This is a genomic window from Acinetobacter corruptisaponis (genome assembly GCF_030053775.1).
GTDB lineage: Bacteria > Pseudomonadota > Gammaproteobacteria > Pseudomonadales > Moraxellaceae > Acinetobacter > Acinetobacter corruptisaponis.
In genome coordinates this window covers 547,706-571,798 of the sequence record NZ_CP125669.1, presented here as the reverse complement: position 1 = coordinate 571,798, position 24,093 = coordinate 547,706, and the positions used below count along the sequence as shown (strand labels likewise).

Sequence of the window (24,093 nt, the reverse complement as noted above, 5' to 3'; positions counted from 1 at the left end):
AATATAAAGAAAATTTCTTCTGTTTAAAGAATAAGCAAATTCCTTTGGTTTGAACGTTTTTATTAAACATTATTTGTTGTTTCCAGCAATGTTTCCTATAATCAAAAAGTAATGATGTAAATGCTTTAACTCATTACTTATCTTTTATCTGCTAAGTATGAGTTAGATTGATTTTTATAGACGGTTCAATTTGTTAGATTAATCAGCGTGATATAAAAGTGTTCGGTTTTTGTGTTAACAGGGGAATGTTATGCAACCACAAATGATGGGTGGAATTATACAGGTCAATATTCCTGATAAAGCAACGTTGCAATCAAGTTATATGCCTTTTGTGCAAGGCGGCGGTTTATTTGTTCCAACCAAGCAGGCGGTCAAGATGGGACAGGAGGTATTTGTTCTGGCAACCTTACCAGATCAGGCACAGAAGATTCCATTGACGGGTAAAGTGATCTGGATTTCTTATAAACAAACACATTTTAAACCACAGGGTTTTGCAATCCAACTGATGGGTGAAAAAGGTGTGTATTATAAAAATGAGGCTGAAAAGTTGCTGGCAGGTTCAAAAGGCCTTGATCGCCCAAGTTACACCATGTAAGCGTCATAAATAGGAAAAAAAGAGTGTTTGTTGATACGCATTGCCATTTAACCATGCTGGATTTAACGCCTTATCAAGGAGATCTGGATCAGGCACTTGCACAGGCCAGACTCGCGGGTGTGTCAAAATTTATGGGAATTTCAGTTGATCTGGATGACCATATTCAATTGTCACAGATCGCGTCCAGACATGCTGATGTTGGCTATACGGTTGGTGTTCATCCATGTGAGGATGAAAAGACCATGGCACGTGCGACAACAGATTATTTGGTGGAGCTTGCCCAATCTGAAAAAGTCTGGGCTTTGGGTGAAACTGGTCTGGATTACTATCACAGCACTGATTTTATTGCAGCGCAAAAGCAGTGTTTTGCACGGCATATTCAGGCCTCAAAGATTTTAAAGAAACCTGTGGTGGTGCATACACGTTCGGCTAAGCATGACACGGTTGATATTATAAAGGCAGAGCAGTCAACACATGGAATTTTGCATTGTTTTACCGAAGACTGGGAAACTGCGAAAGCTGTTCTGGACTGTGGCTACTACATTTCATTCTCTGGCATCATCTCATTTAAAAATGCACAGGATTTGCGAGATGTCGCCAAACAGGTTCCACTTGACCGTGTACTGATTGAAACAGATAGTCCTTATTTGGCACCTGTACCTTATCGTGGTAAAACCAACGAACCGAAATATGTGCCGTATGTAGCAAAAGCACTCAGTGATGTATATGATAAATCGGTTGAAGAGATTGGCATGATCACTGCCCAGAATTTTGAAAATCTTTTAAATTTGAAATAAACGGTTTTGTTGCACTAGGAAGAGTTATCACGTGAAAATGGATCGCCAAGCTCAGTTTAGAGCACGAGAAGTCTTGATTTTTCAGATTGCTGAACAACTCTTATTGGAAAATGGTGAGGCTGGCATGACGCTTGATGCGTTGGCTGCTGAGCTGGATCTTGCGAAAGGAACTTTATACAAGCATTTTCAGAGTAAAGATGAATTGTATATGTTGCTGATTATTCGTAACGAGAAAATGTTGCTGGAAATGATTCAGGATACTGAAAAGGCTTTTCCTGAACATTTGGCATTCTTTATGCTGCATCATCTTCATCATCCTGAACGTACCGCTTTATTTCACCAGATTGAGGAACGTCTTTCCACGACTGGGCAAGGGATTCAATTGCTATTCAGTGAATTGTATAAAATTCGCCGTCAACGCCTGCGGATCATCATCCGTATGACAGAAAGCTATCTGGTGGATATCCATAGCAGCATGACCACACGCGATTATTTGGCTTCCATCTGGTCTTTGACTTATGGCGCTGCGGTGATTCTCAACTCAAGTTTTTATCAGCGTTATCTAGGCTCTCGAGATACCTTGCGCGTTGCCTATATTGAGCAAGCTTTGGCTATGCCAAAACAACTTGAACAAGTGGCTGCTTCATAATTGGTCAAGCAAATGAGATCACCTCGTCGATTACAACAGGCATTCACCCTCATTGAGATTATGGTGGTGATTGTGATTATGACCATCATGGCATCCTTGGTGGTGTTAAATATTGGTGGTGTTGATCAGCGCCGTGCCATGCAAGCCAGAGAAATGTTTATTCTCGATTTAAAAAAAATCAATAAGGAAGCAACCGATCAAGCCAAGGTGCTGGCATTAAATACGCAAAATGCAACCGATGTTGCACCTTTTAGCTATAATTTATTTGAATATCATGATCAAAGCCTTGAGCAAATACAACAGGCTAATCGCACTTGGCAACCTTATCAGGAATTTAAACCACGCCAGTTACCTGATCAGGTTTCGTTTAGTATTCAAAGTTTAGATGGCGAGAATTATTCGCAAGCCAAGAATGAAGATTTATTAGGTGGTAAATCACCACAGTTGATCTGGTTTGGCAATGGCGAAGCCAAACCTGTTCGTATTCAGTTTTATTATGAACAGCAACCCATTGGCCATGAGCTGGAACTCGATCATCTGGGTAAAATAAATGAACAAGATTAAAGCCTTTACCTTACTTGAAGTGATGGTGGCACTTGCTATCTTTGCTGTGGCAGCGATTGCATTAACTAAAATTGCCATGCAATACACACAGTCAACCTCCAATGCGATTTTGCGGACCAAGGCACAATTTGTGGCCATGAATGAAGTGGCCATGATGGAAATGAATCAGGAATGGCTGGAGGGAACGCAGTCCAAACAAGTCACCTCACAGGGGGAAACTTGGCAGATTGACAAAAAGGCACAGGCAACCATTAGTCCCAATATTCAGCGGATAGAATTGCAGGTGAGCCTGTTTAATACGGAACAAGGTAAAGTTGAAGCAGGGGTCACCAACATGGTGTTTTTTAACTACCCAGCAAAAGCCAAAACATCATGAAATATAAACAAGCATTTACCTTGGTTGAATTGTTGGTTGCGATTGCAATTTTTGCGGTACTTTCAATGCTGGGCTGGAAAGTCTTTGATTATTTGTTAAAGGTCAAGGACCGTAATGCGGAGCATGAAACCTATCTGTTTGAACTACAGGACGCTTATCAGCAAATTTTGAGGGATAGCCTACAAATCATTCCTTTAACTGCCAATGATGGTAGACAATTACAAGCGGCTTTGTTGTTAAATGATCGAAGTTTTATGTTTAGTAAGGCTGGTGTCTCAGATCCATTAAAGCAGGGTGTGTCGCCTTATGAACGTATCGAATATCGCTATGATTCTGCACAGAAGAAAGTCTATCGTTTAAAATATGCAAATCTCAATATCCCTAATCGGGTGCAACCGATTTCCAGTACGCTGTTAGAACGGGTGGACCAGTTTAAAATTACCGTTCTCAACCCACAAGAACTGACCCAATGGCCTGAAAATATCAATGATCCAAACGATGTGACTGAATTAAAAAAACTACCTTTAGGGTTTAAGGTACAGTTGACTGTTGCAGGCACAGATTATGAGTGGATTTATAGTCTACTGAATACTAATAAGCTGTCAGCAAGCCAAAATAATCAGGCGACGCCACCATGAAAATTTACTCATCTCAACGTGGTATTGCATTACTCACTATTTTAGTGATGGTGGCCTTAGCCACAATTCTGGCTGCAACCATTGCCAAAAGACAGATCAATACCTCTGAAAATACAGGCTATTTGATGCGTCAGGATCAATCCCTGCTTTATGCTAAAAGTGCAGAGGCATTTTTCTCTGAATTGCTGATTCAGGACAGTGACAATGGCGGTAATATTGATCATCTACAGGAAAACTGGGCAAAACCAATGCCAGCCTTTCCTGTAGAGGATGGTTTTGTTTCAGGCCGTTTGCTGGATGAGTCTGGAAAATTCAATTTAAATAACTTGTTAAAAGCTGATGGCAGTGTGGATGACTCTGCAAGACGCTGGTTTGAAAAATTATTGCAACGCGTTGGGTTGCCTGCTGAATTGAGTCAGGCCGTAATTGACTGGCAAGATGCCGATGATGAAACTACGGGTGCGATGGGCGCGGAAAGTAATTATTATCAGGGTTTGGATCCATCCTATTTGGCTTCTAATACCAAGTTTCATCAGGTAGAGGAGTTAAAGCTGGTCAGAGGATTCGAGGGAAAAAATTATGACCTCATTGCACCGTATGTCACCGCATTGCCAGAAGCCACAAAAATCAACATGAACACGGCGGCTCCCTTATTATTGGCAAGTATTGATCCCAAAATAGATGTGAAAATGCTAGAACAGGAACTAAAAACCAAACAGGCAGAATTGACCTATTTCAATAGTGTTGAAGATTTATGGAAACTGAATGCTTTTTCTGGAATAGAACCACAAAACAAGACCGATGCTGCGGCATGGCTAGACAGTAAATCAAATTATTTTACTGCACAGATTGAAGTAGTTTTAAGTGAACGCAAACGACAGTTTACCAGTGCCATGATGCGCAAAGACAAACAGGTGACAGTCTATTCCAGAAGCCTTGCGCCATTTAATGCAGTGGTGCCAGCACCATAGAAATCGAGTGGATAAACCTAAAATGTATAAATTGGATTATTGAATGGTCACAGGGTTTAAAATCAATCACAATGCTTGGTTTTTTTGCTTTATAATAAAATCCGTTTTGCAAATAAAGATCAGCTTGGTGCATGTTAATTCGTAAATTATTTAAGTTTGAAAATGCTCATATTGTGCGTAACTGTACATCGGACCGTTGTAAGCGTTCGATTCATGGGCACAGCTATAAAGTTGAATTACTGTTAAAAGCCTCAAAGCTGGATCATGGACAAATGGTGTATGATTTTGGGTTGTTAAAAGGTGTAATTAAGGAACTTTTTGACAGTTTTGATCATGCTATTTGTTATTGGCAGAAAGATGACCCTGAATATATCGCCGCATGTCAAACATTTAGTGCACGCTGGATTGCCTTACCTGTTTCGCCATCTGCCGAGCAATTCTCACGGATTTTCTTTTATCTGGCGCAGCAGGTGCTTCACTCAACCACTACCCAAAATGGTGAGGGTGATGTAGAAGTCTATTCGGTGATTGTGCATGAAACGGATACAGGTTATGCACAAAGTTTCATAGAAGATATTGAAAACGAACAAATGGGTATTTTAAGTTTAGATCAGATTGTTTTTTCAGAACAGGTACAGACAGAATGGAGTGATCCTCAAATGTATGAGAATCTGAAAAAAGGAATAAGATTCCAGAATCCAAACGTAGAACTACAAGTAAATATTTGAGTGGTCTGTTACTTTACAACAAATGAATTTATTGCAGGGAATGTTGATGCAATTTACTGAACAACAGCAGGACAAGTTAAATAAAGTTCAGTTGGATGAGTCCTGGAAAACCTCATTATCCGAATTTCTACTGGGTCATAAAATGGACCATTTGCGTGAGTTTTTGCAGCAGGAAAAACTCGCCCAAAAAACCATTTATCCGCCCAGTAAAGAGATTTTTAGTGCACTGAATACCACACCTCTAAATGATGTAAAAGTCGTGATTTTGGGACAAGATCCTTACCATGGCCCAAATCAGGCAAATGGATTAAGTTTTTCTGTGCATAGAGGGGTTGCATTACCCCCATCTTTGCGTAATATTTTCCATGAGTTATATACTGATTTGGGTGTACCAGTTTCCCGTCATGGTGACCTGAGTAAATGGGCGGCACAAGGCGTACTGCTACTCAACAGCGTACTCACCGTCGCGGCAGGACAACCGACATCGCATCAGAAACAGGGATGGGAAGAGTTTACCGATGCTGTTATTGATGTGTTGAATGAACAGCGGGAGCATGTGGTCTTTATTTTGTGGGGTGCGTATGCCCAGCGAAAAGGACAACGTATTAATCGAAACAAGCACCTTGTATTAACTGCGGCACATCCATCCCCTTTGTCTGCAAACAGAGGTGGTTTTTTTGGCTGTAAAGTATTTTCAAAAACCAATCAATATTTGAAACAACATGGCATTGAGCCCATAGACTGGCAACTGGACGCATAATGACTTCTCCTGACCTAAATAGCTATCATCCTGACTTGGTTATTGAACAAGCAAAAAATGGCTGGCGTATTGTTCGCCTGAACCGTCCGAAATCCTTACATGCCCTGGATGAGTCTATTGTCAGTGCATTGTTGAAAGTTTTTGAATATTTTCACAGTGATGACAGTGTTAAGGCGATTTGGTTTGATTCAACCACACCTAAAGCCTTTTGCGCGGGTGGAGATGTTCGTAAACTACGCCAGCTTGTGATCAATCAGGAAGTTGACACAGCCAACCTGTTCTTTACACAGGAATATGCGCTTGATTTGCTGTTGCATAATTATGCGAAACCAATTGTAGTCTGGGGTGAGGGTTACGTCATGGGCGGAGGTCTAGGCCTATTTATGGCTGCACCATTCCGCTTGGTAACGCCTTACTCACGTTTAGCCATGCCTGAGATCAATATCGGTTTATACCCAGATGTGGGTGGAAGCCGTTTCCTTGCAGACCGAGGGCCAATCGGTCTCTTTACGGGTTTAACGGGTTCAATCATGACAGCGGCTGGCGCGTATAGTGTGGGTTGGGCCACCCATATTTGTGAGGCACAGCGTGATAACGTATTGCAAAAGGTATTAAGTATAGACTGGAATGATTACCCAGCAGGTGCGTTCCGTGCCATTGATGATACTTTAAATAGTCTACATCGCCCTGTATCGGCAGGTCCTCTGCAAAACTCAATTGATGTGATCCATAGCGTTTGCCGTGGCCAGAAATTTGAAGATGACTATCAGGCAATCATTGGTCTGAGTGAGGCAAGCAGTGACTGGTTGCGTCAGGCAAGTGAAAACCTGCAAAAAGGTTCACCAAGTACAGCCGCAATTACTTGGTTGCTGTGGCAATGGGGCAAGCAGGGCCATGCTTGGGATGAGGTTTTTGCGCTTGAATCACAAATTTCTGACTGGAAAATTCGTCATCCCGATTTTGTCGAGGGGGTGCGTGCCCGTTTGGTCGATAAAGATTTGTCACCAGAATGGAAAGCAGCCGAAAAAATTACGTTAAAAGATATTTTATCTGACTGCCCTCCAGTGACCACGATTGATAGCTGGAACGCATTGTTAAGACAATATGGTGTGATTGTTTAACCCTATATGAGTTCAACTGAAACGAATGATGAATACTGGATGCAGTTTGCCTATGAGCAAGCTGCCCTAGCTGCCTCACAGGATGAAATTCCAGTTGGGGCGGTAATTGTAAGCCAGGGTAAGGTGATTGGTTCGGGTTATAATGCGCCCATCACGCTTTCCGATCCAACTGCACATGCTGAAATCCAGGCACTTCGTTCTGCCTGCCAGGCCATAGATAATTACCGTTTGCCAGATGATGCCATACTTTATGTGACGCTTGAACCCTGTACCATGTGTGTGGGGGCTTTAATCCATGCGAGGATTCAACGCGTGGTGTTTGCAACCACTGAGCCTAAAGCGGGTTCTTTGGTCAGCGCAAGACAGTTACTTGAAAGTGGCTATTACAATCATAAATTCACATTCGAACAGGGCTGTATGCAGGCCCAATGCTCAACCCAGTTAAGTGCGTTTTTTAAGCGTAGACGTGAGGAAAAGAGAAAAATCCGTTCGTCAAAAACGTCCTTAAATGATTCATAATGCCCTTGTAGTTGTGGCAAACTAGGCCCTCCCATGATTTTGGTTAGATCAAAAAGGCGAAGCTATGCGTAATGCAATCACCATACAAAAAGAATTCAATGCACCGATCTCTGATGTTTTTGATTTATTGTCAAAACATGCAACCTACAACAAGGCGTTTGCACCTTTACAGGTGGTGCGTGTAAAGGATTCTGCTGACCCTCAACGTCCTGATGGCATCGGTTCAATTCGTCGCATGGGTTTTGGCCCGATTAAGCCATTACAGGAAGAGATTACCCTGCTGGAAGAAAACAAGCGGATTGAATATAAGCTGATTAACAACCCATTGGTAAAACATCATTTGGGACAAATTGATTTTAGGGAAATCACACCCTACATCACTTTGGTGACCTATAAGATTGAATTTACCGCAAAAGCACCATTTGTAAGTAAATTAGTTCTTGCACAACTCAAGGCAGCGATTACACTAGGTTTTTCAAAATTAGCAAAATCAGTTGCTTCATAAGAGACAGGAATGACAGTTCAAATTATTACGATTGATGGTCCGAGTGGATCTGGTAAGGGAACATTGGCGGCGAAAATAGCTGCACATTATCATTTTAATTTATTGGATTCTGGTGCGCTTTATCGTTTACTTGGGCTGTTATTGTTTCAAAAGGGCTTGTTGAACCAAATTGAAGCAAAGCTAGATCAATGCATTGATTATGCAACTCATTTGGATATTGAATTTAAATCAAATGAGACCGCTACGCAGGTTTTGCTTGAGGGTGCAGATGTCACCAATACGATCCGTACTGAACAAGTGGGTGAGTATGCCTCTAAAGTTGCAACCGTTCCTGAACTGCGCAAGGCACTGTTCCAACGTCAACGTGCATTTATCCAGCATCCAGGACTGGTTGCCGATGGTCGTGACATGGCAACCTCCATTTTCCCAGAGGCACAAGCTAAACTATACCTTACAGCATCAGCTGAGTCGCGTGCTGAGCGGCGTGTAAAACAGTTGCAGGGTATGGGGCTTGATGCTAAAATAAGCGACATTTTATCTAACATACAGGCTAGAGATAAAAGAGATATGGAGCGTGAAGTCGCTCCACTCAAGCCAGCGGAAGACGCCTACATCATTGATAGCTCTACAATAGGCATTGATGAGGTCTTTAAGCTCATGGTTGATTATATCGATAGTCGTATATAAATAGATATTCAATGAATTTTCAGTTGAAGCATGGTCTGGTCAGATTTTTATGGCTATGTAACAACTTAACTAAACCGATCTTGTCTGATCCAAGACCGTTGAATTTTTTAGGTATATCATGACCGAATCTTTTGCAGCCCTCTTTGAAGAAAGCGAATCAACCCTTAATATTGACAAAGGTGCCGTAATTAAAGGTATCGTTGTTAGCATCGACTCTGACTGGGTAACTGTTGACACTGGCCTTAAATCTGAAGGCGTTGTTGACCGTGCTGAGTTTTTAAATGAACAACGTGAACTTGAAGTTCAGGTTGGTGACGAAGTTGATGTTGTTGTTGAGGCACTTGACAACGGTATGGGTCAAACAGTTTTATCACGTGAAAAAGCAAAACGTGCTGAAACCTGGACTAAACTTGAGAAAATCTTTGAAGATGGCGAAATCGTTACTGGTGTTATCTCTGGTAAGGTTAAAGGTGGTTTCACTGTTGACATCGGTCCTGTACGTGCATTCCTGCCAGGTTCTTTGGTTGACACTCGTCCGATTCGTGACACAACTCACCTTGAAGGTAAAGAGTTGGAGTTCAAGGTTATCAAGCTTGATGCTAAACGCAACAATGTTGTGGTTTCCCGTCGTGCCGTAATGGAAGCTGAATCTTCAGCTGACCGTGAAGCATTGCTTGCCCAGCTTGAAGAAGGTCAAACTGTTACTGGTACAATCAAGAACCTTACAGATTACGGTGCATTCGTTGATCTTGGTGGTATTGATGGTCTTCTCCATATCACAGATATGGCTTGGAAACGTATCAAGCATCCATCAGAAGTTGTTGAAGTTGGTCAGGAAGTTACTGTTAAAGTACTTAAATTTGACCGTGACCGTAACCGCGTATCGTTAGGCCTTAAACAATTAGGCGAAGATCCATGGTTGGCGATCATGAGCCGTTATCCTAAAGGTTCTATCGTTAAGGCGCGTGTTACTAACCTAACTGACTACGGTTGCTTTGCTGAAATCGCTGAAGGCGTTGAAGGTTTGGTACACGTTTCAGAAATGGACCACACCAACAAAAACATCCACCCATCTAAAGTTGTTCAGATTGGTGATGAAGTTGATGTTATGGTTCTTGAAGTTGACGAAGAACGTCGTCGTATTTCATTGGGTATCAAACAAACTCGTGCTAACCCGTGGGAAGAGTTTGCCAAGTCTCATGAGAAAGGCGAGAAAGTTTCTGGTACGATCAAGTCAATCACTGACTTCGGTATCTTCATCGGTTTATCTGGTGGTATCGACGGTCTAGTACACTTGTCTGATATTTCTTGGAACGAGCAGGGCGAAGAAGCAATTCGTCGTTACAAGAAAGGTGACACAGTTGAAGCGGTTATCTTGTCTGTTGACGCTGAAGGCAACCGTATCAGCCTTGGTATCAAGCAATTAAACAGCGACCCATTCAATGACTTCTTGGCTGCGAATGAGCGCGGTGCCTTGGTTAAAGGTACTGTAACTGCTGTTGATGCGAAAGGTGCTACAGTTAAATTGGCTGATGACATCGAAGCAACACTTAAAGCTTCTGAAATCAACCGTGACCGTGTTGAAGATGCGACTAAATTCCTAGAAGTTGGTCAGGAAGTTGAAGCGAAGATCATCAACGTTGATCGCAAGTCTCGTTCAATCAACTTGTCTATCAAGGCGAAAGACGAAGCTGAAGAGAAAGAAGCTGTAAACAATGCTCGTCAAGCTGCTGCTGCACAAGTTGCTGACAGCAATGGTCCTAAGACTATTGGTGACTTAATTAAAGCTCAAATGAAGTAATTTGTTAAAAAGTACGTTTCTTGTAACAGAGAAGTACTTTTTTATACAAAAATACTGTAAACGGTAGCGTAGTATTGATGTACTGCGCTACCGTTTTGTATTTAAACAGGTTATTATTAAAAACATTGAAAAGTAGCAATAATTAAAGAGGTCATCGATGACTACTGAAGCACTTAATAAATCTGATTTGATTGAACGGATTGCACTTAAAAACCCACACTTGGCTGAGCCTTTAGTTGAAGATGCAGTTAAGATCATGATTGACCAAATGATTGAAGCGCTTTCAAATGGTGATCGTATCGAAATTCGTGGTTTTGGCAGCTTTGCATTACATCATCGTGAACCACGTTTAGGGCGTAATCCTAAAACTGGTAAAGCTGTCGATGTTGCAGCAAAAGCTGTTCCTCACTTTAAACCAGGTAAAGCACTTCGTGATGCGGTAAACGAATCTGCTGAATAATATTCGAGGTGTTTATGCGTTATATTTTAATCGCATTACTTATTGCTATATTTGGTTATTCGCTTGCCCTGGTTTTGCAGAATCCAGCAGAGCTGGAGGTAAACTTATTGTTTACCCAAGTACCTGCGATGCGTTTAGGTCTATTGCTTCTATTAACATTGGCGTTAGGCATTATTGTTGGTCTACTTCTTGGTGTTCAGGTATTTAGGGTTTTCCAAACCAATTGGGAAATTAAACGTTTACGTAAAGACATTGATCACCTGCGGAAAGAACAAATTCAGGTGGCTCAACAGGCCGCCGCTCAGGCTGCCGCAATTACAAGACATGAAAAAACTGTGCTGGATATTCACACAGAAAATAAAAGCCCATTATAATATGGGCTTTATTTTTATTGGGAAGAAAAGCTCTTGAGTATCATTGTTGCCCTGGATGCAAAAAGCGAATACGACGCTCTGACAATTGTGGAACAACTTGATCCTACTCTATGTCGTGTCAAAGTAGGCAAGGAGCTTTTTACTCATGAGGGACCATCTGTTGTTAAAAACTTACAGAACAAGGGTTTTGAGGTTTTTCTAGATTTAAAATTCCATGATATTCCGAATACCACCGCTCAGGCGGTTTGTGCGGCGGCTGATCTAGGTGTTTGGATGGTCAATGTGCATGCATCTGGTGGCCGCAAGATGATGGAAACCTGTGTAGAGCGTTTGCAAGCAGGAAATTATCAAACACAATTGATTGCGGTCACAGTATTAACTTCGATGGGACGTGAAGACCTGCGTGATATTGGTCTGGATATTGAACCTGTAGAGCAAGTAAAACGCTTGGCTAAACTAACCCAAGAAAGTGGTCTGGATGGTGTGGTTTGTTCGGCACAGGAAGCAAAAATACTCAGTGAAATGTTAGGGGTGGATTTTGCATTGGTCACACCAGGTATTCGTCCTGAAGGTTCTAATGCGGATGATCAAAAACGTATCGTGACACCTAAACAGGCAATGCTGGATGGCTCAACCCATTTGGTGATTGGTCGTCCAATTACACAAGCCGCCAATCCAAATCAGACCTTAAAAGATATTCTAGCGACGTTGTAATTGTTGTATTTTTACTCTGTCATATGAGTACGAAAAGCCTTTTTTAAGAAAGGCTTTTCATTTATAGTGATTGTAATTAAAAGCATTTTATTCATTTTGAATATGGTGTGATTTTTTAATTGAGGATTCTCTCATGTCCCCTGAATTAAATACGACAGATTTACAACAACAAGCCGATGAAATTGCACAACAGTTAGAAGAAACCGAACAACAGCAGGCACAACAAAGTCAGAGTACAGATTGGACATCGGGCGTGGATGTAATTGAAATTGGTGCAGATATTTTGGATTTTTTGGGTGATGTTTTTAGCAATATTGATATTAATTTCTAAGATGAAGATGCCATAAAATTTGAGGCAACTTATGGTTACCTCTCATTTGCGTTGCAACACCATTTAAAACTTCAAATTTAAAAATAAACTGATTAAGAGTGGTGCCAAGAGCGTCAAGATGAGTCCACTCATCATGGCATGTGGCACATAATGCGTGCCACATGACTGTTTCACCATGGCGAGGGTAACATCCATTGAGGTTGCGCCCGCACTGGAAATAGCGGAGCGCGGAAAACGCCAGCCCAGACAATACATCAATAAAATCGCAAAAATTTCCCTAAACAAATCGGTAAGTAAGCCAATGCCCCCCAATTGGGCAGAGTGCAGTTCTGTAAATAAAATTCCTGACATGGAATACCAGCCGTAACCCTGTGCCAAGGCCATGACTTCATTCAACTTATAGTGATCTAATAAGAGGAAATAGTTTAAAACCGAAGCCAGACACGAGCCAATAAATGCCGCAATCGGAACAAGTAAAATTTTCCAGCTCAGCCAACTCCGATCAAATTGAGTAAATGCAAGCTCAATACCTATCAAAAAGATAAAGACCAGCAATAGATACCAACTGTTAAAAGCAATCTCTACATTTGATAAATTTACGATTGCTCCAAGCAGGATACCTACACCTAGAGCCAAAAAAGCTTTGGCTATATTTGTTAAGGCATTTATAAAGAGATGAAAGGAAATTTTGCCCTGAACACTTTGGCGATCAACCAGTTTAAAGGTTATCAAACAAATAAAAAATGATCCAATAGATGTGGTAAATGCAATCAATAGGGCTGGTGGCAAAATAGTTGCTGGGTTCTGGATATGGTTTAAAGCCTGAGTGAGTTCAAATGCGACTGCGATCAATAAAATATAGGAAAAATAGGGAAGAATTTTAAATACAAATTTCTTAGTGGCTTGTGAAAGATGAGGAGCGATAAAATAGCCTAAGCTAATTGCAATAAAAATTTGGAAGATCAGTGTAAAAGATTGCATAAAAAAAGCAGGTTAAGAATAACCTGCTTATTATGGAGAATTATAGATTAGGCTGCATTGCTTTTCGCATTTGTATTGGTGCTAATAAAGTTGTAATCAGCCACATTCACTTTACGAGTCTCTAACCAATATTTCCAGGTATAAGTTGGCCATAGGGAGAAGTTTTTGCCATCAGCCGCCTGATACCAACTACTACAGCCACCTGCTTGCCATACCGTACCTTTGAGCTGTTCCTGTACACGATCATTGAACTGATCTTGTATATTATGCTTGATTTCAACCGCCTGAGTACCTGTTTTATCCACGGTCTGGATCAACTGTAGAATATAGTTCACTTGTGATTCAATCATGAAAATCACAGAGTTATGACCTAGGATCGTATTCGGGCCGAGTAACTGGAACAGGTTAGGGAAGTTCTTGGTGGCAATGCCATAATAACTTTCAGCGCCATCTTTCCACGCCTGTTTAAGTTCAATGCCATTACGACCGACACAATCAAAATGCTTTAAGTAGATACGTGGATCGGTAATAAAACCTGTACCATAAATCAGGCAGTCAATCTGACGTTCTTGACCATCTTTGGTGATGATGCTATTTGCCGTAATTTCCTGAATACCGTCCGTAACCAATTCAACGTTTTTACGGTTAAATGTTGGGAAGTATTTGTTGGAAATCAAAATACGCTTACAGCCCATAACAAAGTCAGGCGTCAGTTTCTTGGCAAGTTCTTTATCTTTTACCTGAAAACGAATAAAGGCTTCTGCCAGTTTTTGACCATATTTCATGATCTGTGGCTGTACAATCGGTACCACACGGGATTCATTGGTCCAGTACAGGCGAGTACGGTGAATTTGACGATAAATGTTAGATGCCTTAAATAAGGACTTGCTCAGTTGTGAATACTTACGTTCGTCACGTGGAATGACCCAAGCTGCGGTACGCTGGAACACATAAAGCTGTTTTACTTCTGGTGCAATTTCAGGAATATATTGAATGGCACTGCCACCTGTACCAATAGAGGCAACAGATTTACCATTTAAATCATAATCGTGTTCCCATTTTGAAGAGTGGAACACTTTGCCTTTGAATTTCTCAATCCCTTTAATGTGTGGAATTTGGGGAACATGCAGCGGACCAGAAGCAAAAATAACAAATTGTGCTTCAAGTGTTGGCTGGTCTTTAAATTCTACAGTCCAGACATTACGGTTTTCATCAAATTCAGCATGAGTTACTTCATGGTCAAACTTGCAGTAATCCTTAAGTTTGTATTGCTCAGTAATATCCTGAATATAAGTAAAGATTTCATCTGCTTCTGCGTAACGCTTGGACCAGTCAGTTTTAGGTGCAAATGAAAGGGAATACATATGTGATTGAACGTCACATGCTGCGCCTGGATATTGGTTTTCTCGCCATGTACCACCAACATCATTGGTCTTTTCCAAAATCACAAAATCATTGATTTGGCTTTGTAATAGTCGGATTGCCATTGCCAAACCACCAAAACCTGCACCAATAATGGCAACTTTAGTTTTTTGAATCGCATTTTTGGTTACGTCACGCATAGTCCACGCCCTGCACAGCTAAATTTCGTGCAAGTTTAAAGGTTTTATCGAGATTAAATATGATTGTATAGACGCAGAACTTGATCATTTCGGCAATTCATTTACATGCTTTTTTATAGTACAACATTAAAGTTTTGAGAATTGCATTTGGAATTATGAAGAGATCTATCCTCGGATTAATGTATTTAATTCAAGGCATGCGTCATGTCGGTATTGATGTGGATACACGTCTGGCAAATATGGGCATACAGGCCGATGCATTAGATCCGAGCTCAATTATACCAGATGAAATTGAATGGGATATTTTGCAGCATATTAGCCAGGATATTTCTCCTGAACAAGGCTTATTTATTGGACAGCATTATGCGCTTGCAGGGTATGGTCCATTTTTAATGTTGCTGGTGACCAGTGACACACTCCATTCCGCTTTAAAAAACGGGGTGCGATTTCAACGCTTAACCCATTTATTTGGTTCATTACAATTAACAATAGACGCCTCTTTGATTCGCTTAACTTATCAGCCGATGGACTTGATGAGTCCCTTGGGGCAGCTCAGGGCTGAATGCGAAATCTCAGGTACTTATAAGTTTTTACAAGATATTTTTAAGATGATGGGGCTGGAAACGCCAGATATCCACATTGAATTGCCATTTAAAAGACCGAAAGACTTGGCATTGGTCGCAGCCTATCAGGATTACTATGGACAAGATGTCAAATTTGGCTGTGAACATGCTGCATTTATTTTAGATGATATTGATATTTTACAAATTAAAGTTCCCTCTGCGGATGCATTGACCTATCGGGTATATGAGGAAAAATGCCTACAGGATCTGGCCAAGCTAGAGAAGAATGAGAGTCTTAAACTGACTGTTGTCGAATATGTTGAAAATTATCTGGAAATGCAGAATGGCGTGATTCCAACCATGGCGGAAACGGCCTGTGCACTGAACATGCCTGAGCGAACCTTAAGGCATCAATTACAGCAAATGCAGACCAGTTATAAGGAAATTCGTGAAAGGCTGATCAAACAAAAGGCATTAAAATTCATTGAAAATAGTTCGTATTCGATTGAACAGGTGGCCGAAATGTTGGGATATTCTGAACCTGCGGCGTTTAATCATGCCTTTAAAAGATGGTTTGGACAAAGCCCTAGACAATATCATCGAAATAGCTAAATAATTAAAAATGGTAGATTATGATGTTTAAACAGCATGATAATTAAGCCTAAAATCTAATGCCTTTGAACAGAATGTTCGATATAATTTTCACCAATTAAAATTGCAATAAGTCCTTATGTCAAATTCTAAACCAGACTCACATAGCACTGCATTTATTCCTACATCACCTGCCGAGCGTTATACTCAAGCACTTGAGTCAGGTCAGTTTATGCCTGATGAAGCTCAGGCTCAGGCAGTGCAAGAGTTGGATCGAGTATGGAAAGAATTACTCACGCGTTATAAAGCATCCAAGAAAGCGTTTCGACGTTTCCGTCGCCAAACCTATCCGAGAGGGGTTTATATGTGGGGCGGCGTAGGACGTGGCAAGACATGGTTAATGGACCAGTTCTATGATGCTGTTCCATTCCGTCGCAAAACCCGTATGCATTTTCATCACTTTATGCAACACGTTCATAAAGAATTAAACAAGCTGTCAGGCCAGCGTAATCCGTTGGATTTGGTCGCTGATCAAATTTATAAAGATGCAGTTGTGATTTGTTTTGATGAATTCTTTGTATCGAACGTGACAGATGCAATGATTCTCAGTGATTTATTCCAGAAACTATTTGAGCGCGGCATTACCTTGGTTGCAACCTCTAATATTGCACCAGACGGTTTATACAAAAATGGGATTCACCGTGACCGTTTTATGCCAACCATTGAACTGGTACAAAAAAACTGTGTGGTTTTTAACGTTGATGCAGGTGTGGATTATCGCTTACGTGTATTGAAACAGGCACAATTGTTTAAACATCCATTAAGCAATGATACACAATCATGGATGTTTGAACGTTTTCAATCGCTTACACATACTCAAACGTTGTCTAATACACCCATCATGATTAATAATCGTGTGGTTGAGACTCTAGGGCATACAGAAGATGTATTGTGGTGTGAGTTCTCTGAATTATGCTTTAAGCCACGTAGTCCAGCAGACTTTATTGAAATTGCCAATATTTACAATACTGTATTGGTCAGCAATATTCCGCATTTGACCGATTTCCTGTCAGAAGGAACACGACGCTTTATTTATCTGGTCGATGAGTTCTATGACCGTGGCGTGAAGCTGTTGCTGACTTCTGAAGACTCGATTATTGAACTGTATGAAGGCCAGAAACTGGCATTTGAAATTGAACGGACACGTTCACGCTTGCTGGAAATGCAGTCGGATGACTACCTACATTCTGAACATCGACAGATACAGGTTGCAAAAACCTCATAAAATTAAAAAGACATTCTTCGGAATGTCTTTTTTTATAAATTTAGAGGGAGAAAGCTTTATTCTTGTTTGAATTTTGCTATAAATAAAGTCGTTTAAAAATGTGAGGACATTGCAGGCCTAAACTGTAAGTACCCAAGAATTTGATTTTTTGATAAAGAGATAAAGTTGCGCTTGTCAATACGTCTTATAGAGAAAATGCTTACTATTTAGGAATGTGATATTACTATTCAGGCTAGTATAAATCGGTATACTAGGAATCTTGTTATAAAAAGTTAGCACCATCAGGAAAGACAATGACTGTACGTATTCAACAAGGCAAGCTAGCGATTGCTAAAGAACTTTACGATTTCATCGAAAATGAAGCTTTACCAGGATCTGGTTTAGATAGTGAAACTTACTGGAAAAACTTCGAGCAAGTCGTTGTCGATCTTAGCCCAAAAAACAAGGCATTATTGGCTAAGCGTGATGAATTACAAGCCAAGATTGATGAATGGCACCGCAATAATAAATTTGAACTGAATGCCTATAAAGCATTCTTGACTGAAATTGGTTATCTGGAACCAGAAGTTGCGGATTTCCAGGTGACGACTGAAAATGTAGATGAAGAAATCGCATTGTTGGCTGGTCCACAGCTAGTTGTACCCGTGCGTAATGCGCGTTATTGCTTAAATGCAGCCAATGCACGTTGGGGCTCTTTATACGATGCGCTTTATGGTACAGATGTAATTTCTGAAGAAAATGGTGCGGAAAAAGGTAAAGGCTATAACCCAGTTCGTGGTGACAAGGTTATTGCATTTGCTAAAGATTTCTTAAACCAAACTTTCCCGTTGGCACAAGGTTCACATGCTGATGCAACTCAATATGCGGTTGATCACAATCGTCTGGTTGTGACTTTAAAAGATGGTTCGACCACTTCTTTGGCGCATGAAGCTCAATTTGTTGGTTTCAATGGCGAAGCTGCAAACCCAACTGAAATCGTTTTATTAAATAACGGCCTGCACGTTATCATTGATATTGATGCAAACAGCCCAGTGGGTAAAACTGATGCTGCTGGTGTAAAAGATTTAACCCTTGAAGCGGCAATCACAACCATTCAGGATTTGGAAGATTCTGTTGCGGCTGTTGACGCAGAAGAGAAAGTTGAAGGCTACCGTAACTGGTTGGGCTTGATGAAAGGTGACTTACAAGAGTCTATCGAGAAAAATGGTAAAACCATTACGCGTGCCTTGAACAAAGACCGTACTGTTCAAAACTTGATTGGTGGCACTACAACTTTACATGGTCGTTCATTGATGCTTCTTCGTAACGTTGGTCATTTAATGACTAACCCAGCGATCCTTGTAGAAGGTGAGGAAGTATTCGAGGGGATCATGGATGCGTTGGTAACGCCGTTACTGACAATTGCTGATATCCGTGGTCAAAACGAGAACCACAACTCTCGTAAAGGTTCTATGTATATTGTTAAGCCAAAAATGCACGGCCCAGAAGAAGTTGCATTTGCAGTTGAATTGTTTGAGCGTGCAGAACAGGCACTTGGCTTGTCAGCGAAGACGCTTAAAATCGGGATTATGGACGAAGAACGTCGTACCTCTGTCAACTTGAAAAACTGTATCGCTGCTGCAAAAGATCGTACGATTTTCATTAACACAGGCTTCATGGACCGTACAGGTGATGAAATCCATACTTCTATGGAAGCTGCCCCAGTGGTTCGTAAAGAAGCAGTTAAGACCCAAAAATGGATTGCATCTTACGAAAACCGTAACGTTGCGATTGGTTTGGCATGCGGCCTACAAGGTAAGGCGCAAATTGGTAAAGGCATGTGGCCAAAACCAGACAGCATGAAAGATATGTTGGCGACCAAAACTGCACATCCAAATGCGGGTGCTTCTTGTGCATGGGTTCCATCTCCAACAGGTGCGGTACTTCATGCATTGCATTACCATCAAATCAACGTGAAAGCACGTCAGGATGAGTTGGCAAATGAAAACATGTTGTCTCTGGATGATTTGTTAACACCACCATTTGCTCCAGAAACTAACTGGACTGCTGAAGAGTTGAATAATGAACTTGAAAATAACTGTCAAGGTATCTTGGGTTATGTCGTTCGTTGGGTTGACTTGGGCGTAGGTTGTTCTAAGGTTCCAGACATCAACAACGTTGGTTTGATGGAAGACCGTGCAACATTGCGTATTTCCTCTCAACACGTTGCGAACTGGTTGCGTCACGGGATTGTAACGCGTGAACAGGTTGAAGAAGTGTTGAAGCGCATGGCAGTGATTGTCGATCAGCAAAATGCCAATGATCCACTTTATACACCAATGGCACCAAATTTTGATGGTATCGCGTTCCAAGCAGCTTCTGACTTGATTTTCAAAGGTGCAGAGCAACCATCTGGTTATACAGAGCCATTGTTACACGCTGCACGTTTAAAATTAAAAAATTATACAGGTGATTAATTTCAATTAGTCATTTGAATCTAACAAAGACCTTTCAATTTGAAAGGTTTTTGTTTTTCGTGATCACGAAAAAATTATGTTATGCTCAATGAAAGTATTTGATCTCTTTAGGGAGAATATTTGATGCATGCAATTGAGTTACCTGTAGAAATTGATTCTAATCATCAAATACATGTACAACTGCCTGAAAATATTAAAGCAAAAAAAGCACGTATTATTGTCATGTATGAAACAGAAAAAGTAGAAACCCGTCCTGTCTATGGTTCGGGTAAAGGGCTAATGCGTATTGCAGATGATTTTGATGAACCGCTTGATGAATTAAAGGATTATATGGAATGAAGCAATTGCTTGATACTCATATTGTACTTTGGTTTCTGAATGGCGAAAAATTATCCCCTAATTTACGTGACAGAATTATTTTTGGACAAAACTTAGTCAGTATTGCTTCTTTGTGGGAAGTTGCAATTAAAATGAATATTGGTAAATATGAATTTGTTGGTGGCTTTTCTGCTTTTTGCCAACTTGTACGACAAAATGGTTTTGAAATATTGCCAATTAAAGATGAATATATGTTAGGTGTGTTTGATTTACCATTTATTCATCGAGACCCTTTTGATCGACTGATTATTGCAACAGCAAAATATGAGAACATACCATTAATTACAGCAGATGAAAGTATCCATCAATATGATATAGAATGGATTTGGTAATTTATGTGTGCCAACTTTAAACCTCTAACTCGTCCACAAGCGCAACAATTAGGTTTACCACAAATTCCGTTTGAATATCTGGATGAAGTTTATCCAGGTTATAAAGCTCCTTTATTGTTTAAATCTGAGCATGGACTGGAGTGGCGAGAAGTTTTATTTGGTTTAGTACCAAAGTGGGCAGAAGATATCAATATCTCAAAACATACTTATAATGCCCGACACGAAACCATTTTTCAGAAGCCCAGCTTTCAGGAAGCCGCCTATAAATGTAAGTTTGGCGTAATTCCTGTTACTGAGTTTTATGAAAGTAAATATATTGAGAATAAACCCCAACGATGGGGAGTGCGCCGTAGAGATGGCAAGGTTTTCTTTATCGCTGCACTTTATGAAATCTGCAAAATAAATAGTGAAGTGATTCGTTCAGCAACAATGCTGACAATGGATGCAATAGATCATCCCATGATGAAAGAATTTCATGAACCAGGTGATGTAAAAAGGTCAGTTGTGGTGATTCCACATGAGGGTCTGGATGATTGGCTAAGCTTGAAGCAGCCGAATCAAATGTTCCAGTTTATGCAGCGATTTCCAGTGGAAGAGTTTGAATGCTCCCATGTACCTAAAGCCAAGATAGAAAAAATTACATCCCAACTGAATATGTTTGATTAATATAAATTTTCTATCTTGAATCGAACAAAGGCTTCATTATAGAAGCCTTTTTTATAGGAAATTAGCGCGCCAAGTTCTTAAACATATGTTTGAGAATTTCCATGGTTTTCTCAATCTGTAATGGTGTTAAGCCATCAAAGGACTGCTCTAAAATAACAGAAGTGAGGTCATTGATCTTGGTGATCATTTCCTGACCTTTTTCGGTTAAATAAACGCGGGTAATTCGACCATCTTCTTTACAGGAATAAGTCTCAATAAATCCCTCATCCTTTAAGCGGTAGACAATCTTTGTTGTCGTCGACATTTTAGAAATGACCATGTCTGAAAGCTCAGACACACTGGCATGAGGTTTTACATGTAATGCAATGAGAATGCGGCGGCGAGAATTATCTAAACCATACTTTTTAAGTACATTGTCAATGTTTTGGACATATTGGGCATTTACTTGAGAAATCCAGTAAAAAGGGAAGTCTTCCAAGTTAAATGAGTCGGCTGTAGGTAAAAAACGCGCATATTTTTTAGGCATTACTTATTTCCTATGCTTGTTGCATTGAGTTATATTGAATAACTCCAAGATTCCATGAAATGTCTACAATTTACCTGTTAGAAAAACCATGAAATCTGATCTTTCTATCATTCCATTTATAACAAATCTTCCTAAAGAAAGTTTTGAGCTCTCTTTATCATGAATAAGTAAAACATCATATAAATCGTATTAAACTGTTATGAATGATGACCTTAGTTACTCATTAGCTCCAATTGTGTTTTACAACTTTGCTATTTAGCTGATTTGTAGAACAGTTGTATTGTAGAAAATAAATACAAATTATAACGTGACTTTTTTGCAAAAATTTCTGTCTAAAATGTCATAAATATACGAAATCAATATATTTATAAAATAAATAATAATTGGAAAATGTGTTTATTCAATCATTTGAATTGAACATTTGGTTAAAATATAGCATTTAAAAGACTCTATGAAAGTTGAATAAATACATTCTTTATCACATTCTTCGGGTAATTTTTAAGCTTTCATTTTTGAGAAAATAATAAAACTGTAGTTAAATTAAAATATTAAATGTAATTTTTAATAAAACTAATAAATAGTTTTGAAATTGGTTTATGAATGTGCAAGAAATTTTATGTGAAAGAGAAAAAGACGCATCTAAACAGGATTACAGGTTTAGATGCGTAAAAGCGTATATATTGCTTAGATAAAGAGTGTTGTTAATTCAAGTTTTTTAACTCATTTGCCAAAACTGGCCATAGTTTCTGATGGGATTTTTTAAACATCAGCATATGCCCAATCTGTTTATAGCCATGTTGTTGAGGGTCAAGTTCGATGAGCCTAGTTTTTGCGTTGGGGTAAAGACGCAGTAAATCCTCAACATTTGCCTGTGTCGCAATTTCATCATCTGAGGCCCAAAAAGAAGTAATAGGGCATTGAATTTCCTGATGATAGTCATCAAAAATGCTTTTCCCAATCGCATTCATCACATAGCCAGGTTTGCTACAGAATTCTGCCCATTGCCTTGCCACATTTTTTGGCAAGTTTTCTCCCATACCGATAAACTGGGTTGCACCATAGCCTTTGAAAAAGCTGGAAATAGGAAAAATAACATTAAACATGACAGGGGCGAGCAGCTTGGTTTTGCCTTTTAAGCCTTTTACATGGCCTGTTGAGCCAGCAATTGCCAGAACCTTGGCAACTTTACTATAGTTGGGATTAATGCCAAGAAGCTGACCACCAGCACTATGCCCAATAATAATGACTTTTTCTGCCTGGGTTCGGTTCAGCAAAGCATCAATTGCTGCTGGAATATCAAGTAGTCCCCAATCATTGATACTGGCTGTCGAATCTTTAAGCGGCCCATGCAGGGATTGACCAATACCGCGAAAGTCAAAACTTAGAACATCATAGCCTTGCTGGCTCAACCACTCTGCAAAAGCGTGGTAAAAGGTTTTGGTAATACCTGTCGCAGGACAAATGAGAATAGGGTATTGTTGTTTATTATTGTTTGCAGGATAAAATTGAGCTGCAAGTTGATAACCATCTTTACAACTGATCCAAAATGATTCAGGGCTATTCATGAGCGGAATACTCTTTTATTGGTACATTTCTACTTTACACAAGTTCCAAAAAGAAACTCGTGTAAAAAATGACTTAAAAGTCAATTATTATGTAATATAGAAGCCTAATAGGAAGCTAGTTTGCAGGATAACGGATGTTTGCTTTAACTCAAGCGACTGAATTGTCGATTATATTTAGTGGAATTTTTCTTTGGGTCGGAATGCTGACAGGGGTATGGAAATATTACCAAATTAGAAAAACGGAACTTGCACGGGCACATTACTATGTAGATATTGCTCATCGAAGCAGCCTGCTTTATGCCGCAGCCAGTTTAATCTTGGCTGCATTGAGCTATTTTACAGTTTTGTCTGATATGTGGACTTTAGCTTGTGTGATTGCAAACCTGTTCTTTTTTGCGATGTCCATCTTGACCTATATCATTCATGGATTGTTAAAAGACACCACCAATCAGTTTAAACAGCCTCATCGATTAGGGCAGTGGGCTATTCCAGCCTGGTGCATGACGTTAATGATGATAAGTTTAATTATTGTTGAACTGGGTGCTACTGCGATTTTATTATTTGGAACAATTGCAAAATTTTTAAACTGATATAAAAA

Annotated in this window: 29 protein-coding genes; 25 read left to right on the top strand and 4 right to left on the bottom strand. The window is 40.0% G+C overall.

The annotated features are described in order from the left end of the window. Positions 1 to 250: 250 nt before the first annotated feature. The 18 genes from QLH32_RS02840 (at position 251) to QLH32_RS02755 (ending at position 12,590) form a co-directional block, all read left to right on the top strand. Positions 251 to 595, top strand: a complete 345-nt coding sequence (locus QLH32_RS02840; protein ID WP_004682232.1) for a PilZ domain-containing protein — start codon at positions 251 to 253, stop codon at positions 593 to 595. 23 nt (positions 596 to 618) lie between these two features. Then, positions 619 to 1,392 (top strand): TatD family hydrolase, encoded by a 774-nt coding sequence (locus QLH32_RS02835; RefSeq protein WP_283267992.1) that lies wholly within the window; start codon positions 619 to 621, stop codon positions 1,390 to 1,392. Between the two features lie 37 nt (positions 1,393 to 1,429). After that, complete coding sequence (locus tag QLH32_RS02830; RefSeq protein ID WP_267980035.1) at positions 1,430 to 2,041, top strand: TetR/AcrR family transcriptional regulator; 612 nt, start codon at positions 1,430 to 1,432, stop codon at positions 2,039 to 2,041. Between the two features lie 12 nt (positions 2,042 to 2,053). Continuing rightward, positions 2,054 to 2,605, top strand: a complete 552-nt coding sequence (locus QLH32_RS02825; protein ID WP_267979639.1) for a pilus assembly FimT family protein — start codon at positions 2,054 to 2,056, stop codon at positions 2,603 to 2,605. Continuing rightward, positions 2,592 to 2,981, top strand: coding sequence for a type II secretion system minor pseudopilin GspI (gspI, locus tag QLH32_RS02820; RefSeq protein WP_267979638.1), 390 nt, complete (start codon positions 2,592 to 2,594; stop codon positions 2,979 to 2,981). Before QLH32_RS02825 ends, gspI begins: the two co-directional genes overlap by 14 nt. Beyond that, on the top strand, positions 2,978 to 3,619 hold the full coding sequence (gene gspJ / locus QLH32_RS02815; protein WP_283267991.1) for a type II secretion system minor pseudopilin GspJ: 642 nt from the start codon (positions 2,978 to 2,980) through the stop codon (positions 3,617 to 3,619). Before gspI ends, gspJ begins: the two co-directional genes overlap by 4 nt. After that, entirely contained in the window at positions 3,616 to 4,590 is a 975-nt protein-coding gene (gene gspK, locus QLH32_RS02810; RefSeq protein ID WP_283267990.1) for a type II secretion system minor pseudopilin GspK, read from the top strand. The genes gspJ and gspK overlap by 4 nt, the downstream gene beginning before the upstream one ends. A 131-nt stretch (positions 4,591 to 4,721) precedes the next feature. Then, positions 4,722 to 5,318 carry a 6-pyruvoyl trahydropterin synthase family protein gene (locus QLH32_RS02805; RefSeq protein ID WP_267979635.1) on the top strand — a complete coding sequence of 199 codons (597 nt, stop codon included), beginning with the start codon at positions 4,722 to 4,724 and terminating at the stop codon, positions 5,316 to 5,318. 46 nt (positions 5,319 to 5,364) lie between these two features. Further along, the gene (gene ung, locus QLH32_RS02800) at positions 5,365 to 6,078 is read left to right on the top strand and encodes a uracil-DNA glycosylase (RefSeq protein ID WP_267979634.1); all 714 of its coding nucleotides are present in this window, start codon (positions 5,365 to 5,367) and stop codon (positions 6,076 to 6,078) included. After that, positions 6,075 to 7,199 (top strand): enoyl-CoA hydratase/isomerase family protein, encoded by a 1,125-nt coding sequence (locus tag QLH32_RS02795; RefSeq protein ID WP_283269278.1) that lies wholly within the window; start codon positions 6,075 to 6,077, stop codon positions 7,197 to 7,199. Before ung ends, QLH32_RS02795 begins: the two co-directional genes overlap by 4 nt. 6 nt (positions 7,200 to 7,205) lie before the next feature. Continuing rightward, positions 7,206 to 7,718 (top strand): tRNA adenosine(34) deaminase TadA, encoded by a 513-nt coding sequence (gene tadA / locus QLH32_RS02790; protein ID WP_267979633.1) that lies wholly within the window; start codon positions 7,206 to 7,208, stop codon positions 7,716 to 7,718. Between the two features lie 64 nt (positions 7,719 to 7,782). After that, positions 7,783 to 8,223 (top strand): SRPBCC family protein, encoded by a 441-nt coding sequence (locus QLH32_RS02785; RefSeq protein WP_004679478.1) that lies wholly within the window; start codon positions 7,783 to 7,785, stop codon positions 8,221 to 8,223. A gap of 9 nt (positions 8,224 to 8,232) precedes the next feature. Next, the gene (gene cmk / locus QLH32_RS02780; protein ID WP_283267989.1) at positions 8,233 to 8,910 is read left to right on the top strand and encodes a (d)CMP kinase; all 678 of its coding nucleotides are present in this window, start codon (positions 8,233 to 8,235) and stop codon (positions 8,908 to 8,910) included. Between the two features lie 118 nt (positions 8,911 to 9,028). Further along, positions 9,029 to 10,711 (top strand): 30S ribosomal protein S1, encoded by a 1,683-nt coding sequence (gene rpsA, locus QLH32_RS02775; protein ID WP_267979631.1) that lies wholly within the window; start codon positions 9,029 to 9,031, stop codon positions 10,709 to 10,711. Between the two features lie 157 nt (positions 10,712 to 10,868). Then, entirely contained in the window at positions 10,869 to 11,171 is a 303-nt protein-coding gene (locus tag QLH32_RS02770; RefSeq protein WP_004679473.1) for an integration host factor subunit beta, read from the top strand. A 14-nt stretch (positions 11,172 to 11,185) separates the two neighbouring features. Then, positions 11,186 to 11,545, top strand: coding sequence for a lipopolysaccharide assembly protein LapA domain-containing protein (locus tag QLH32_RS02765; protein WP_283267988.1), 360 nt, complete (start codon positions 11,186 to 11,188; stop codon positions 11,543 to 11,545). Positions 11,546 to 11,578: 33 nt separating this feature from the next. Further along, positions 11,579 to 12,259 carry an orotidine-5'-phosphate decarboxylase gene (gene pyrF / locus QLH32_RS02760; RefSeq protein WP_283267987.1) on the top strand — a complete coding sequence of 227 codons (681 nt, stop codon included), beginning with the start codon at positions 11,579 to 11,581 and terminating at the stop codon, positions 12,257 to 12,259. Positions 12,260 to 12,392: 133 nt separating this feature from the next. Then, positions 12,393 to 12,590 carry a hypothetical protein gene (locus QLH32_RS02755; RefSeq protein WP_279960459.1) on the top strand — a complete coding sequence of 66 codons (198 nt, stop codon included), beginning with the start codon at positions 12,393 to 12,395 and terminating at the stop codon, positions 12,588 to 12,590. 63 nt (positions 12,591 to 12,653) lie between these two features. On the opposite strand, the gene QLH32_RS02750 is transcribed toward QLH32_RS02755, so the two are convergent. Beyond that, positions 12,654 to 13,571, bottom strand: a complete 918-nt coding sequence (locus tag QLH32_RS02750) for a LysO family transporter (protein ID WP_283267986.1) — start codon at positions 13,569 to 13,571, stop codon at positions 12,654 to 12,656. A gap of 47 nt (positions 13,572 to 13,618) precedes the next feature. Beyond that, a complete protein-coding gene (locus QLH32_RS02745; protein ID WP_283267984.1) occupies positions 13,619 to 15,133 on the bottom strand; it encodes a flavin-containing monooxygenase in 1,515 nt (504 codons plus the stop codon). Positions 15,134 to 15,288: 155 nt separating this feature from the next. Here QLH32_RS02745 and QLH32_RS02740 point away from each other — a divergent pair, with 155 nt between their 5' ends. From QLH32_RS02740 to QLH32_RS02715, 6 genes are all read left to right on the top strand, one after another. Next, positions 15,289 to 16,308 carry an AraC family transcriptional regulator gene (locus QLH32_RS02740; protein ID WP_283267983.1) on the top strand — a complete coding sequence of 340 codons (1,020 nt, stop codon included), beginning with the start codon at positions 15,289 to 15,291 and terminating at the stop codon, positions 16,306 to 16,308. 118 nt (positions 16,309 to 16,426) lie between these two features. Then, positions 16,427 to 17,572 carry a cell division protein ZapE gene (gene zapE, locus QLH32_RS02735; protein WP_283267981.1) on the top strand — a complete coding sequence of 382 codons (1,146 nt, stop codon included), beginning with the start codon at positions 16,427 to 16,429 and terminating at the stop codon, positions 17,570 to 17,572. A 293-nt stretch (positions 17,573 to 17,865) separates the two neighbouring features. Further along, positions 17,866 to 20,028, top strand: coding sequence for a malate synthase G (locus QLH32_RS02730; protein WP_283267979.1), 2,163 nt, complete (start codon positions 17,866 to 17,868; stop codon positions 20,026 to 20,028). Between the two features lie 123 nt (positions 20,029 to 20,151). Further along, on the top strand, positions 20,152 to 20,367 hold the full coding sequence (locus QLH32_RS02725) for a hypothetical protein (protein WP_279960465.1): 216 nt from the start codon (positions 20,152 to 20,154) through the stop codon (positions 20,365 to 20,367). Further along, positions 20,364 to 20,738, top strand: a complete 375-nt coding sequence (locus QLH32_RS02720) for a type II toxin-antitoxin system VapC family toxin (protein WP_283267977.1) — start codon at positions 20,364 to 20,366, stop codon at positions 20,736 to 20,738. The genes QLH32_RS02725 and QLH32_RS02720 overlap by 4 nt, the downstream gene beginning before the upstream one ends. A 3-nt stretch (positions 20,739 to 20,741) precedes the next feature. Further along, complete coding sequence (locus tag QLH32_RS02715; protein WP_283267976.1) at positions 20,742 to 21,404, top strand: SOS response-associated peptidase; 663 nt, start codon at positions 20,742 to 20,744, stop codon at positions 21,402 to 21,404. 61 nt (positions 21,405 to 21,465) lie between these two features. On the opposite strand, the gene QLH32_RS02710 is transcribed toward QLH32_RS02715, so the two are convergent. Both QLH32_RS02710 and QLH32_RS02705 read right to left on the bottom strand, forming a co-directional pair. After that, positions 21,466 to 21,930, bottom strand: coding sequence for a MarR family winged helix-turn-helix transcriptional regulator (locus QLH32_RS02710; protein WP_267979621.1), 465 nt, complete (start codon positions 21,928 to 21,930; stop codon positions 21,466 to 21,468). 701 nt (positions 21,931 to 22,631) lie between these two features. Continuing rightward, entirely contained in the window at positions 22,632 to 23,495 is an 864-nt protein-coding gene (locus tag QLH32_RS02705; protein ID WP_283267974.1) for an alpha/beta hydrolase family protein, read from the bottom strand. A gap of 134 nt (positions 23,496 to 23,629) precedes the next feature. Between QLH32_RS02705 and QLH32_RS02700 the strand changes: the two genes are divergently transcribed. Then, entirely contained in the window at positions 23,630 to 24,085 is a 456-nt protein-coding gene (locus tag QLH32_RS02700) for a hypothetical protein (protein WP_283267972.1), read from the top strand. The last annotated feature ends 8 nt before the right edge of the window (positions 24,086 to 24,093 follow it).